The following is a 13799-nucleotide window of genomic DNA, read 5'->3' as shown; positions in this document are numbered from 1 at the left end:
CTCCGCACCTGAAAGCGTTGTTGTGTAGGGGATCTTGTATTGCACTGCGCCCGAGCGGATCAGCACTTCATCCATTTTGGGATTCCTCCCGCTGGGAGTGTTGATGATGAACTGAATCTCTCCGTTCTTGATCATATCAACCACGTTAGGCCGCCCCTCGGAGACCTTATACACGAACTGCGTGTCGATGCCGCTGTTGGTGAGCACCTTTCCCGTTCCCTTGGTGGCATATACCTTAAAGCCCAGGTCGCAGAGTTTCTTTGCGATAAAGACCACATGCCGTTTGTCCTGGTTCTTAACGCTGATAAAGACGCTCCCCTTGAAGGGCAGGTTCTGGTTGGCCCCGAGCTGCGCCTTCCAGAAGGCGGCCCCGAAGTTAGTATCAACGCCCATGACTTCGCCTGTCGATTTCATCTCCGGTCCGAGGATCGTGTCCACGCCATAGAAACGATTGAACGGGAAGACCGCTTCTTTGACCGCTATGTGGTTAATCCCTATCTCCCGTTCGATGCCCAGCTCCCTCAACATCTTCCCCACCATCAGCTTTGCGGCTACCTTGGCCCACTGAATGCCGCTGGCCTTACTGACAAAAGGCACAGTTCTCGACGCCCTGGGATTTACTTCCAGCACATAGATGATGTCGTTTTTCACCGCATACTGGATATTCATCAGCCCGACAACGTGAAGCTCAGCCGCGAGCTTGTACGTGTCTCTCTTGATCCTTTCAATGATGTCATCATTGAGTGAGTAAGGCGGAAGCGCACAGGCGCTGTCGCCCGAATGTATGCCGGCTTCCTCGATGTGCTCCATGATACCGGCCAGCACGCACCGCTCGCCGTCAGCCACCGCATCCACATCGATCTCTATCGCATCCTCAAGAAATTTATCGATCAGGATCGGATGGTCGGGAGACGCCTCATGAGCCTTCTGCGTGAAGGACTCAAGATCACCTTCTGTATAGACTATCTCCATGGCGCGGCCGCCAAGAACGTAGGATGGCCGGACTACTACCGGGTACCCGATGATGTTCGCCACCTCTTTGGCCTCAGCAACTGAAGTAGCAGTTCCGTTTTCGGGTTGCGTGAGGTTCAGTTTTTTCAGGATTGCTTTGAACTTCTCCCTGTCCTCCGCGATGTCGATCATCTCGGGCGCAGTGCCGATAATGGGCACGCCTGCTTTTTTAAGGGCCACGGCGAGATTAAGCGGCGTCTGCCCGCCGAACTGCACGATCACGCCCATCGGTTTTTCGCGCTCTGCGATGTCCAGCACGTTCTCCAGTGTCAGGGGCTCGAAGTAGAGCTTGTCGGACGTGTCATAGTCGGTGCTCACCGTTTCAGGGTTGCTGTTGACCATGATCGTTTCGTAGCCCAGCTCCTTGAGGGCAAATGCCGCATGCACGCAGCAATAGTCGAACTCTATCCCCTGCCCTATCCTGTTCGGCCCGCCGCCGAGGATCATGACCTTCTGCTTGTCGCCCTTTCTTGTTTCATCCTCGGTCTCATAGGTGGAGTAATAGTAGGGAGTATAGGCTTCAAATTCGGCCGCGCATGTATCCACCAGTTTGAACACGCTGGCAACGCCCTTCTCCAGCCGCATTTGCCTGACGTCCAGCTCAGTCGTGCCCAATATTTCGCCAATCTGGCGGTCTGAAAACCCGTAACGCTTGGCGCGCCTCATCAGTTCCGCGGAAAAACCGTTTTTCGTCTGAGAAAATATCGGCAGGTCGCTCTTATACTTTTCCAGCTCGTGCTCAAACTCAGTGATCTCTTCTATGTTCTTGAGGAACCACCGGTCTATCTTCGAAAGCTCATAGATCTCATCGAGGGCAATACCGCACCTGAAGGCGTGACGCACAAAAAAGATCCTGTCCTTGTTCGGTATGGTCAGCTTCTGCTTTATCAGCTCCAGATCGTTGGCACCCAGCTGCCTGCCGTCAGTGATCCCGTAGCAGCCAACTTCAAGAGAGCGCAGCCCCTTCTGCAAAGCCTCTTTGAATGTCCTGCCTATGGCCATGGCCTCGCCCACGGACTTCATGGAGATGGTGAGCGTTTCGTCAGCGCCTTTGAATTTCTCGAAGGTGAAGCGCGGTACCTTTACCACGCAGTAATCTATGGTGGGCTCGAAGGATGCGGGTGTCTTCTTGGTTATGTCATTCGGTATCTCGTCGAGCGTGTAGCCGATCGCGAGCTTGGCCGCGATCTTTGCAATTGGGAATCCGGTCGCTTTTGACGCCAGCGCGGAGCTGCGTGAGACCCTCGGGTTCATCTCGATCACAACCATCCTGCCGTTGTTCTGATCCACCGCGAACTGGATGTTGGACCCACCGGTCTCAACGCCTATCTCGCGGATGATCTTGATGGCAGCGTCCCTCATCGCCTGATACTCTTTGTCCGTCAACGTCTGGGCCGGCGCCACCGTGATACTGTCCCCGGTATGGACGCCCATCGGGTCGAAGTTCTCTATGGAACAGATGATGACCACGTTATCCTTTTTGTCCCGCATTACTTCCAACTCAAACTCTTTCCAGCCGAGGACCGATTCCTCGATCAGGATCTCGCTGATCATGCTGCTCTCAAGCCCACGTAACGCCAGTACCTCGAATTCTTCTATGTTGTAGGCTACGGAGCCGCCTGTGCCGCCGAGCGTGTAGCTGGGCCGTATGATGATAGGAAAACCGATCTCTTTGACTACCTTGCGCGCCTCCTCCATGGTGCGGGCAAATCCCGACCGGGGCACTTCCAGCCCGATGCGCTCCATGGCGGCCTTGAACTCTTCCCTGTCTTCCGCCTTTTTGATCGCCTTGTAGTCCGCACCGATCAGCTCGACATTATACTTGTCGAGGATGCCCCGCTCCGAGAGAATGGTCGCAAGGTTGAGGCCTGTCTGGCCGCCGAGAGTCGGCAGTAGCGCATCGGGTCTTTCGACCCTGATGATCTCTTCAAGCACTTCAGGGATCAAGGGCTCCACGTACGTCCGGTCAGCCATGTCCGGATCGGTCATGATGGTTGCGGGATTGCTGTTGACGAGGATCACACGGTATCCCTCCTCCCGCAGCGCCTTGCAGGCCTGGCTTCCCGAATAGTCAAACTCGCAGGCCTGACCGATCACTATCGGCCCGGAGCCAATGAGAAAGATGCTTTTCAAGTCCTTTCGCTTAGGCATGCCGCTCCTTTTTGAACGCCTCCATCATTTCTTTGAATTTGCCGAAGAGTCCCCACGAGTCATGCGGGCCGGGCGACGCTTCGGGGTGGAACTGCACGGAGAATATCGGGTAGATCTCATGCTCTATGCCTTCCAGCGTGTCGTCATTGAGATTGAGATGCGTGCCTTTCACCTTCTCTTTCTTGATGGAATCGAGGTTGACTGCAAAGCCGTGATTCTCTGATGCGATCGCTACCTTGCCCGTTGCCAGTTCCTTGATCGGCTGATTGGCGCCCCTGTGGCCGAACTTCAGCTTGTACGTGTCGCCTCCATAGGCCAAGCCGAGGAGTTGCTGCCCGAGACAGATACCGAATATCGGCGTTTTTCCGAAGAGCTTCCGGATCTCCTCGACCACGTCAGGCACACCCTGAGGATCACCGGGTCCGTTGGAAAGGAGCACGCCGTCAGGCTTCATCGCCAGTATCTCTTTCGCCTTGGTGCGGGCCGGCACGACTATCACCCGGCAGCCATTCTTCTTCAGCATCCTGAGAATATTGATCTTGACGCCGAAATCCATAACCACGCAGGTGAGATCACCCTTCGGTTCAAACTCATACGGAGCATCGCATGTCACTTCTTTCACCAGGTCGACGCCGACAATCCCGACGGACTCCCTGGCCTTACGTACCAGGGATGCGGGGTCGAGATCGCGGGTGGATATGATTGCCTTCATGGCGCCCTTCACCCGTATATGCCGGGTCAGAGCACGTGTATCCACCTCTTCGATACCGATGATGTTATGCCGACGCAGGTACTCAGTCAGGCTCTCTTTCGCCCGCCAGTTACTGGTTATCTTGCTGAACTCCCTCACGACAAACCCTTCCACCTTAGGCCCTTTTGATTCCACGTCCTCTTCATTGACGCCGTAGTTGCCGATCAATGGATAGGTCATGGTCACGATCTGCCCTTTGTACGAGGGATCGGTCATGATCTCCTGATAGCCTGTCATGCTCGTATTGAAGACGATCTCCCCCTCTTTCTCGCCCTCAGCCCCTAAGCCCTGGCCTTCAAAAAGAGTTCCGTCTTCCAACGCAATCATTGCTTTCATCTCTTCCCCCTGCAAGCCCTAACGCAGATTCCGCATATGTGATGGCCGAGACCTCGCTCGTTCTTGAAACGCTTCAGCATTGCAAAGCAACCTCTGTGATCAAAAAGCTCCCGCTCCATCTTGATAGCACCGGCCGGACAGACCTGTACGCACGCAGTGCACGTGCCGCAGCCTGCCACAAGCGGATCGGCAGCCTCGAGGGGCATATCGGTCAGCACCGTATTGTAGCGCACGTGGGCGCCGAATACCGGATGCACGAGAAGGTTGTTCCTCCCTATCCAGCCGACGCCTGCAATCTCCCCCACTCTCTTATGCGAGATATGTGCTTTCTGATCCTGCCAATCTATCATCTGGGAAGCCGCAAACGGCAGGGCTTTGTACCCCATCCGCTCTATCTCGCGCGCCAGAAGATAGGCGATCATGTCGAGCCGGTAGTTGATCTGACGGTAATGGTGCTGGTAAAAGAGTGTCGGTCCGCTGGTGATGGTATCGAGTACTTCCTTCCCAACAACAAGCCCGAAAGAGATCGCACGCGTATACCCGGAGAGAGGCTCGTCAAACCCTAGAATCTCCTTGCCGTAGCCGGCCAGATCCGCAACGCCGGCCGCATCAACATCATGCTGCACCATAAGATTCTGCAGGTCCATTTCGGGGCTTATCTGCATTGTTGCCTTTAGCGGGTTCGTATTGCCGCTTCCTCCGCGCACACGCCTGGGAGTGTTGACATCGTCGTATCAACGCTCCTTTTGAGCTTCATTGTTCGAGCGACCTCGGATGAGCTCTCGCTCTTTAGAGGAGCCCTCTTTTTTTGAAATGAATCAGAAGGGCAGTCACCGCGGCAGGGGTAACCCCGGATATCCTCGACGCCTGACCGAGGGAGACGGGTTTAACTCTTGTCAGTTTCTCTATGACTTCGCTCGAAAGACCCGCTATTTCTCCATAGGAAATGTCAGACGGTATCTTTCGCTCCTCCAGCTTACTTGCCCTGGAGACCATCTCCATCTGTCTATCGGTGTAGCCCCGATATTTTACATCCAACTCAACCTGATACGCAACACTATCCTGTATGCCGTCGAGGCTTTCATCCAACCTCCGCAATGTGGTCATTGTCACGCCCGGTCTCTTGAGCAACTCTTCGAGCGTAGTTGGGTTTTTGATGCCCTCCAACCCCGATGCCCTGAGGCATTCGAGGGTCGCACTCGTCGGAAGAAGTCGTCTTTCCCGGAGCAGCCCGGCAAGGTGCTCCATGCCGGCTCGTTTCTCCTTTACCTGCGCGTAACGCTCTTTTGAGGCAAGCCCTATGCGGTATCCCTTTTCCGTGAGCCGCAAATCAGCATTGTCCTCGCGCAAAAGCAGCCTGTATTCTGCGCGGGAGGTGAACATGCGATACGGCTCATCCACGCCCCTGGTGACAAGGTCGTCGATCATGACGCCGATGTAGCTTTCCTCGCGGCCAAGCACAAAGCCTTTCTCGCCGCGCACTTTCATCACCGCGTTGATCCCCGCAATAAGCCCTTGCGCCGCCGCCTCTTCGTAGCCGGTGGTCCCGTTTATCTGGCCGGCGCAAAAGAGGTGAGCTACCTGCTTTGTCTCGAGGGTGGGGAAGAGCTGTGTCGGGTACACGAAATCATATTCAATGGCGTAGCCGGGCCGGGTGATCTCTACATGCTCAAGTCCATCGATGCTTCTCAACATTGCAAGCTGGACGTCCAGTGGAAGGCTTGTGGAAAGCCCATTCGGATAATACTCGGTGGTCTCGAGTCCTTCAGGTTCAAGGAATATCTGATGGCGCTTGCGCTCTGCAAATTTCACGACCTTATCTTCTATCGACGGGCAGTACCTGACGCCGGTACTTTTTATCTTGCCGCTGTAGAGCGGGGACCTGTCCAACCCCGAGCGTATGATCGCATGGGTCCTCTCGTTCGTGTACGTCATAAAGCAGGGAACCAAGTGCTGCGTTATCTTCGGTGTAAGAAATGAGAAAGGTCTGGGCGGATCGTCACTCAATTGCGCGTGCATTCTTGAGAAGTCGATGGTGCGGCCATTCAACCGAGGGCAGGTTCCGGTCTTCAACCTTCCCAGCTCAAAGCCCAGGTCCCGCAGGGAGTCGGAGAGACCCAGTGATGCGGCATCCCCCATTCTTCCTGCCGCGAACTGTTCGAGCCCTACGTGAATGAGACCATGAAGAAACGTACCGGTCGTGAGCACGACAGTCTTACCGTAAAACGTCTCTCCCCATCCGTCGATCACCCCGACCGCCCTGCCATCCTCCACCAGAAGCCTCTCTACAGTGGCCTGCCGTATCAGCAGGTTGTCAGCAGCCTCCAGCCTCCTCTTCATGCGTTGACTATACGCAGCTTTGTCAGCCTGGGCCCTGCTCGCCCTCACCGCGGGACCCTTGGTGGTGTTGAGCAACCTGAACTGGATGCCGGTGACATCGATGGTGAGGGCCATTGCCCCGCCCAGTGCGTCGACCTCCTTGACGAGGTGACCCTTTCCCAAGCCTCCGATGGCCGGGTTACAGGACATGTAGGCAATGTGGTCGAGGTTCATGGTCAGAAGAAGGGTCTTTGTCCCCATCTTCGCCGCGGCGAGCGCAGCTTCACAGCCTGCATGGCCGGCACCGACCACTATGACATCAAAATTATCCATCACTATCATTCGCCTTTAAATGCATAAACAAATTCAAATATCGAATGTTTCAAACCGGAGAACAGGGTCCGAATCGGTTTTGGGTTTTGGTCATGAGATATTGTTTAGGATTGCTGACCGCTCGTCACTCTTTTCCACCATACAGCGCAGCAGGCAACCCAAGGTCGTATAGTCTACCAGATTTTTTTTCTTGACGCCTCCATGAGGTTTTATGATAATGGAGGGAGCGTAAGTCCCAAAATCCCAGTCCTCCGGAGGGGAACATGAATGCAGTCTATGTTCTTATTTTAGGCTTTCTTGTTTTCTTCGTCGGCTACCGGTTTTACGCAAAATACATCGATGCCAAGGTCATTAAGGCTGACCCCAAGAGGGCTACGCCAGCCAAGATGTATATGGATGGCGTGGAATTCATGCCCACCAGCAAGAATATCCTCTTCGGCTACCAGTTCAAATCGATCGCGGGTGCTGCGCCGATTATAGGCCCTATCATCGCTATCCAGTGGGGTTGGCTCCCAGCGCTGATATGGATCCTGGGCGGTGCGCTATTCATTGGCTGGGTGCACGACTACACAAGCGCCATGGTGGCAATGCGCCACGAAGGCGCCTCGTTCGGGGGCTTGAGCCACCGTCTTATCTCTCCGAGGGCGCGCATTATCCTCCTCTCGTTCATTTACTTCTATCTGCTTCTCATTGCGGGAGCTTTCGGAAACGTTGTCGTAAGCACGGTTATAGGCCTTAAGGCAGCTCCCATGGCATGGTTGCTCCTGACCATCGGCGGCGTGCTTGCCGGTCAGATGATCTACCGCTGGCGCAGAGACATCGTGCTCACGACTGCAGTCTGCGTTATCATAGCACTATTCGGTATCTTCCTCGGCACGCTGGCGCCGTCCGACAAAGTCATCGGCACTTCTCTCGCAAACAGCAGGATTCTCTGGACCGTCGCTGCCTGCGTCTTCTGCTATTTCGCAGCGGTCCTGCCCATCTGGAGGTTTGCTCTTCCCATAAATTACGTTGCTTCGTATATAGTGTTCCTCGGCCTCTTCTTTGGTGTAATCGGCGTGTTTATCCTCCATCCGAACTTCACGCTTCCTGCTTATACGGCTTTCTCCATAAAGATCGGTCCGATCTGGCCCATCATGTTTGTCACGATCGCATGCGGGGCTATCTCGGGCTGGCACAGTATAGTATCGAGTTCGGGCACAGCACGGCAATTGGAGAGTGAGCTTGACGCCAGGCCTGTAGGCGGCGGTGTGATGTTCGTTGAGATGATGCTTGCGCTCTTCGCGCTCATCATAGCCGGAACGATCTATGCTTCTTCCGCCGAATACGGCGCGGCGGCTGCAAAGGGGCCGGGTGTCATTTTTGCGGCCGGCGTCTCAAAGTTTCTGGGTGCAGTGGGGCTTCCTGCAAAACTGGGCAACTCCTATGGTAGTGTCATGATGATTGTTCTCGCGGTCACCATCATGCAGCTCGTCATCAGGTTTATGAGGGTCGCCACATCGGAGCTCCTCAGCGACGTGGGCCCGGTCTTCAGAAACGCTCACGTCGGCACCTTTATCGCATGCCTCCTGGCAGCGGTGCTGATCATGACAGGGTGGTGGCAGTATCTCTGGGTGCTTTTCGGCGGGGCTAACCAGCTGATGGCCTCACTTGCACTGATGCTGGTGACTGCGTGGCTTATGTCCGAAGGAAAGCCTATAGCATGGACCTTCTACCCCATGATCTTTATGTTTATTACAACCATAGCAGCTTTGCTCTACACGTCATGGAGCCTCCTCGACAAGGTGTTCAGTGGTGCGGTTAAAGGCGAAGCCCTCGTGGGGAACACTCTGATGGGACTTGTGGGATTTTTCCTGGTCATTGCCGCTATAGCGCTCGGTATAGAGGGCGTCAAAGCGCTTAACAGGTTCAGAGTCATACGAGCCCAAGCGGCGGCTGGAGCGGCTGCAGCAAAGGCGTGAGTGTAGCGCTCAGTAATCAGCGGTCAGCTTTCAGCAAGGGCAGACTGAACGTATTCGGCTCTGGCCGATGGCTGAAACATGAAAAGGCCGTATTTATGCAAGGAGAGTAAGAGCATGTCGAAAGATGACGAAAAGAAGAAAAAAGGTGGTATTTTCCAGGCGGTGAAGGAATTCGTCTATGGCGTAGCGGCGCATGACTCAGCCCGCTTTGCACTGAAATCGAGGGCGAGCATGGAGCACCTCTTCATCCTGATCACAATGGGAGATATGCTGGGCGTTCCCATTCTGCCGCCTTATTATTCCTTGCGGCTCCTACCCTATGTGGTACCGCAGATATCAACATGGAAGAGGCGGATGCTGCGGGAGAAGGATCTCACTGATGCTTTAGCATAGTGAAGTATGCGCAGCGGCAGTTTTTTTGAGACGGTGAAGGAGTTCTTGTTCGGTTTTGCAGGGCATGAGCATGTGGTCGTTGCCCTCAAGACAAGGGCAGGGCTGAACGACGTCCTGACAGTCCTCCTGTTCGGCGATATGCTCGGAGTGCCTCTTTTCAGATCATACTATGGTCTGAGGATTCTGCCCCACGTGCTTCCCCGACTTCAGGGCTGGAAGCGGAGAATGCTGCGGGAGAGAGATCTGGTGGATGCTCTTGATTAGTAGAACTCAACACTCAACACTGTTTTAGAGGGGGTGGACCATTTCACTCACAAAGATATTTGACCAATACCCTGACAGACGCTACATCATGTTCGGCGGAAAGGGCGGACTGGGCAAGACCACGTTTTCCGCTGCCACAGCCTACTATCTCGCAAAACAGGGGAAGAAAGTTCTTGTCTTCTCCGTTGACCCGCAGGCCTCGCTGAGCGACATCTTCCAGAAGAACATCTTCGGAAAGGGACCCCAGGAGATCATGCCTAACCTTTACGCTCAGGAGATCGATGCGGACCGCCGTGTCAAGGAGTATCAACAGGAGATCCGCCAGAAGATACTCGACATGTACGGCATGGAGACTATCCCTGAAGAGATCGAGAGCTACATCCAGGCTGCTGCAGCAGAGCCTGCCATGGAGGAGAGTGCTATTTTTGATGAAGTGGTCGATATCGTCGTGAAAGGCGGTTACGACTATTACATTTATGATCTTGTGCCGCTGGGGCATGCTCTCTATTACTTGAGCATGGCTTCAGTCTACGACGCGTGGATCGACAAGATCACCGGCTTGCGCCAGCAAATGCGGGAATATGACCAGGTGGCAGCTGTCATCCGCCGCGATAAAGAGCTGGACGAGGATGCCATTCTCAATGAGCTTCTCTACATTAAGGAACGGATCAACAAGTCTTCTGGTATCCTGACCGACAAGCAGAAAACAGCATTCTTCTTCGTGGTTACGCCCGAAGAGATGATCATAAATGATACGGTCAAAGCAGCAGGCCTCTTTGCAAAATTCGACGTGCCGCTGAGCGGCTACATCGTGAACCGCGTCCTGCCGGCGGATCTCAAGAACCAGAGCATTCCCGACTACCTGAAAAACAGGCTGACGATGCAGGAGAAATACCTCGGTGTGATTGACGACACCTTCAAGGGGCAGATCCTGGCGAGGGTTCCTGAAATGGAACGCGACGTAACAGGTCTTGCCATGATCGAGAAGCTGGCTAAGCAGATGTTCGAGGACCACTGAGCATAAAGGAGTCTCGCGATGCCGCAGATAACCAGAAGCATGATCGACTACATAAGGGAGAACCCAAAGCTGAAATACATCTTCTTTGGCGGTAAAGGGGGCGTGGGAAAAACCGTCATGGCAGGAGCCGCAGCCCTGTGGGCCGCAAAGCAGGGAAAGAAAACACTCCTCGCGTCCACCAATCCGGTACACAGTCTTTCAAATCTCATGGGGCAGGATGTCTTTGGGAAACCTGCCGTGGTCTGCGATGAGAAGCTGTGCTACGCCTTCGAAATAGACACAAGGGAGACGATCGAGCGCTCCAAGCAGGAGATCCGCGAAAAGATCAACTGGTTTCTGAAGTTTGCGGATATCACCACGAAGGCGGATGAATTCGTCGAGTCGGCTACCATGAACCCTGCTTTCGAAGAATCGGCCATGTTCGAGAACATGACCGATCTCATGTTCAAAGATGAATACGACTTCTACGTGTTTGACACAGCCCCTACCGCGAATGCGAGGCGGCTCCTCGGCATGTCAAAGGTCTATTCGCTCTGGGTAGAAAAGATGCTGAAGAGCAGGGAAGAGGCAAAGTCTCTCCGCGAGATGCTCTCTTTCACCAAGAAACAGGAAGAAGACCCTCTGATGGATTATCTGCTCGGTTTCAGGGAGCGCATGGCGAAAGCGCAGAGCTTGCTCACCGATGATGCCCTGACCGCTTTCTTCTTTGTGACCTTGCCGGAAAGCCTGCCGATAGCGGTTATCACCCGTTTCATCAACTGGTTTCATGAATTCGGCATTCCCGTGGGCGGCGTGGTCGTCAACGGGATTATCCAGAAAGAACAGGTCGGCAGCGATGCCGCCGAGTTCGTGCGAAACCGCGTCAAAATGCAGGAAGATCACATGGGAGAAATCTGGCAGATCTTCGGCGATCAGGTTCGTGCACTGGTACCCCTCTTCGAGACCGAGGTGAAAGGCGGCGCAATGCTCAACCGTCTGGTCGGCCAGCTCTTCCCTTCGTGAGCATCAAACCCAGAAGGAAGATGGGAGATCGCTCCGCTGGGAAGACTGTCGGGCCTTCGGCGCGACTGGGAAGCAATAAACTCTCGAAGACTTAATTCTATTTCTCTTTCCGCTATTTACCTTCCGTCTTCCTAGCGCACAGCGCGGTCTTCCCTCTTCTTAGCGCAGCGGTCGAACTTTTGCGTCACACAGCTCCATCGTGGTACAATTTTTCAAAACAACCGGAGGTGGTTCATGGAAGAGGTTGCCATTGGAACAGTCGAAAAATATTTCGGCAAGATCGGCGTGGCCGCGATCAGGATCACCAGCGGTGAAATGAAAGTGGGAGACAAGATCCATATAAAAGGCCACTCCACCGACTTTGAACAGACAGTCGACTCGATGCAGGTGGAACACGCAAGCGTCCAGACTGCAGGTGCAGGCAGCGACGTGGGCATCAAAGTGAAGGAAAAGGTGCACGAGAAAGATACCGTCTTGCTCATCAAACCATGAAAAGAAACGTCACCACCCTCCCGCTTCATTACGGAAAAGCTCCCCGATGGCTTTTCGATAAGATGAAGCGGTTGTCGGCTGCGGTGGTGTCCATCATCCTCCTCGAATTCGGTCCCCGCGAGGTTCTGCGAAGGTTGTCCGATCCTATCTGGTTTCAAGCCTTCGGCTGCGTTGTAGGCTTCGACTGGCATTCAAGCGGGCTGACCACCACGCTCTGCGGTGCGCTCAAAGACGGGATCGCCTCGGTCGGCCCTGACTATCCCCTGGCGATATGCGGCGGAAAAGCAGCAACCTCGCGTCGCACCCCGCAGGAACTGTTCGAGACCGGCGCGGCCTGGAAACTCGACACCTCTCCTTTCGTAGCTCTGAGCCGCCTGTGTGCAAAGATAGACAACAGCCTGATCCAGGATGGCCACAATATCTACCATCACACGTTCATCCTGTCGAAGGAAGGCGACTGGGCGGTTATCCAGCAGGGCATGAGCGAACAACACCGCACAGCGCGAAGGTACCAATGGTTCTCCATGGAAAACCTCGATCTGCTCTGTGAACCGCATACCGGAGTGACCAGCGACGGACCCGTAGAGGCGCTGAATCTAGTAGCCAGAGAGAGCGCCCCTGTGCACACAGCCGCTGTCGATTTTACGAAACAGAATCCTGATTGGATGTCGAAAACATGGAAGGAGATCGCGCTCGCCATGCCCGATAGACACTACATAGTGGCGAAAGACGTCGATACAAACCGCCTCGATCGGGTCTTCAGAAGGCTTCATGAAGCGCAGCCCGAGAGTTTCAAGGACCTTCTTCAGATACAGGGCATCGGCCCGAGGACCGTGGCTGCTCTGAGCCTCGTCTCTGAACTCGTCTACAATGCCCCGCCCAGCTTCAAGGATCCGGCGCGTTTCAGTTTTGCCCACGGAGGCAAAGATGGCTACCCGTTCCCGGTGCAGCGTAAAACGTACGAAGAGTCGATCAGCTTCCTGCAAAGCTGCCTCGACAAAGCACGGGTGAACGACCGGGATAAGATAGAAGCTTTTAAACGACTCAACCGCTACAGGGCAACCTCGAGCTTCTGAACCTCCTGGGGCCTCCTGGTGGACATATCCCAAACTCTTGCAAACGAATCCTGAAAGATAGATACTATGAGTGAGCAGTATCAGATGCTTCACCCGGGAGGCATGCCATGGAGAAGCAAGAATATGTGAATACATTCCAAAAGATTCTCGATTGGATGAGTATCACGATAAATGATGTGCAGCGCTGTCTTTACACAGAGAAGAAGGATTCTCTTGACAAGGCTCAGAGGGAATTCCAGGAAATGCGTGCGGCCGCTCTGCCCCTCATCGACCGCATCAGATCGCAGGAAGAAAAGAACGAACTGGAGAAGCGGCTCCTCATGCTTGTGCCATCACTGCAGGCTGTAGCCCAAGCGATGGAAACCATCATCGCGAGGACAAAGACCAAATGTGAGTCATCGATCCTTTTCACTGAAAAGGGAATGGGCGAGCTTACGGCGGTGATGGCCGCTGTCAAGGAACTCTCCCGCGACACCAAGGATGCTTTGGCAACCTCAAACCCTCACCTCAAGAGTCACGCCCGGGCAGAAATGGAGCGGATAACCCAGATGGCCGACGGCTTTGCCATGGAGCACCAGCAAAGGATGATTGTCGGTGTCTGCACGCCCCAGGCGTCTTACATTTACGTCGACATGATGGATGGCCTCAAAAGAATTGTGAAGGAGCTCGCCTATCTTGCGGAGCATATCTAG

The 13799-nt window shown here is 54.4% G+C and carries 12 protein-coding genes; 8 read left to right on the top strand and 4 right to left on the bottom strand.

The window, feature by feature from the left end:
* The 4 genes from carB to mnmG all read right to left on the bottom strand — a co-directional run.
* Window positions 1-3162: carbamoyl-phosphate synthase large subunit (gene carB / locus VMT71_05580; protein HVN23421.1), on the bottom strand; the 3162-nt coding region annotated here is incomplete at its 3' end.
* Window positions 3155-4249 (bottom strand): glutamine-hydrolyzing carbamoyl-phosphate synthase small subunit, encoded by a 1095-nt coding sequence (gene carA / locus VMT71_05575; protein HVN23420.1) that lies wholly within the window; start codon window positions 4247-4249, stop codon window positions 3155-3157. The genes carA and carB, both read right to left, overlap by 8 nt.
* Window positions 4246-4914 (bottom strand): hypothetical protein, encoded by a 669-nt coding sequence (locus tag VMT71_05570; GenBank protein HVN23419.1) that lies wholly within the window; start codon window positions 4912-4914, stop codon window positions 4246-4248. The genes carA and VMT71_05570 overlap by 4 nt, the downstream gene beginning before the upstream one ends.
* Window positions 4915-5038: 124 nt before the next feature.
* On the bottom strand, window positions 5039-6901 hold the full coding sequence (mnmG, locus tag VMT71_05565; protein HVN23418.1) for a tRNA uridine-5-carboxymethylaminomethyl(34) synthesis enzyme MnmG: 1863 nt from the start codon (window positions 6899-6901) through the stop codon (window positions 5039-5041).
* A gap of 263 nt (window positions 6902-7164) precedes the next feature.
* On the opposite strand from mnmG, the gene VMT71_05560 reads away from it, so the two are divergent.
* From VMT71_05560 to VMT71_05525, 8 genes are all read left to right on the top strand, one after another.
* On the top strand, window positions 7165-8862 hold the full coding sequence (locus tag VMT71_05560; GenBank protein HVN23417.1) for a carbon starvation CstA family protein: 1698 nt from the start codon (window positions 7165-7167) through the stop codon (window positions 8860-8862).
* A 114-nt stretch (window positions 8863-8976) separates the two neighbouring features.
* On the top strand, window positions 8977-9255 hold the full coding sequence (locus tag VMT71_05555; protein HVN23416.1) for a hypothetical protein: 279 nt from the start codon (window positions 8977-8979) through the stop codon (window positions 9253-9255).
* A gap of 6 nt (window positions 9256-9261) precedes the next feature.
* Window positions 9262-9519: a hypothetical protein gene (locus VMT71_05550; GenBank protein ID HVN23415.1), complete on the top strand. Its 258-nt coding sequence runs from the start codon at window positions 9262-9264 to the stop codon at window positions 9517-9519.
* 88 nt (window positions 9520-9607) lie between these two features.
* Window positions 9608-10537, top strand: a complete 930-nt coding sequence (locus VMT71_05545) for a TRC40/GET3/ArsA family transport-energizing ATPase (GenBank protein ID HVN23414.1) — start codon at window positions 9608-9610, stop codon at window positions 10535-10537.
* 18 nt (window positions 10538-10555) lie between these two features.
* Complete coding sequence (locus VMT71_05540) at window positions 10556-11539, top strand: TRC40/GET3/ArsA family transport-energizing ATPase (GenBank protein ID HVN23413.1); 984 nt, start codon at window positions 10556-10558, stop codon at window positions 11537-11539.
* Between the two features lie 234 nt (window positions 11540-11773).
* Window positions 11774-12031 carry an EF-Tu/IF-2/RF-3 family GTPase gene (locus VMT71_05535; protein ID HVN23412.1) on the top strand — a complete coding sequence of 86 codons (258 nt, stop codon included), beginning with the start codon at window positions 11774-11776 and terminating at the stop codon, window positions 12029-12031.
* Complete coding sequence (locus tag VMT71_05530; protein ID HVN23411.1) at window positions 12028-13107, top strand: DUF763 domain-containing protein; 1080 nt, start codon at window positions 12028-12030, stop codon at window positions 13105-13107. Before VMT71_05535 ends, VMT71_05530 begins: the two co-directional genes overlap by 4 nt.
* A 107-nt stretch (window positions 13108-13214) precedes the next feature.
* Complete coding sequence (locus VMT71_05525; GenBank protein HVN23410.1) at window positions 13215-13799, top strand: hypothetical protein; 585 nt, start codon at window positions 13215-13217, stop codon at window positions 13797-13799.

This window comes from Syntrophorhabdales bacterium (assembly GCA_035541455.1).
Classification (GTDB): Bacteria; Desulfobacterota; Syntrophorhabdia; order Syntrophorhabdales; family WCHB1-27; genus JADGQN01.
The sequence above is the reverse complement of the archived record's forward strand: the minus strand, read 5'-3'. Positions and strand labels throughout refer to the sequence as shown.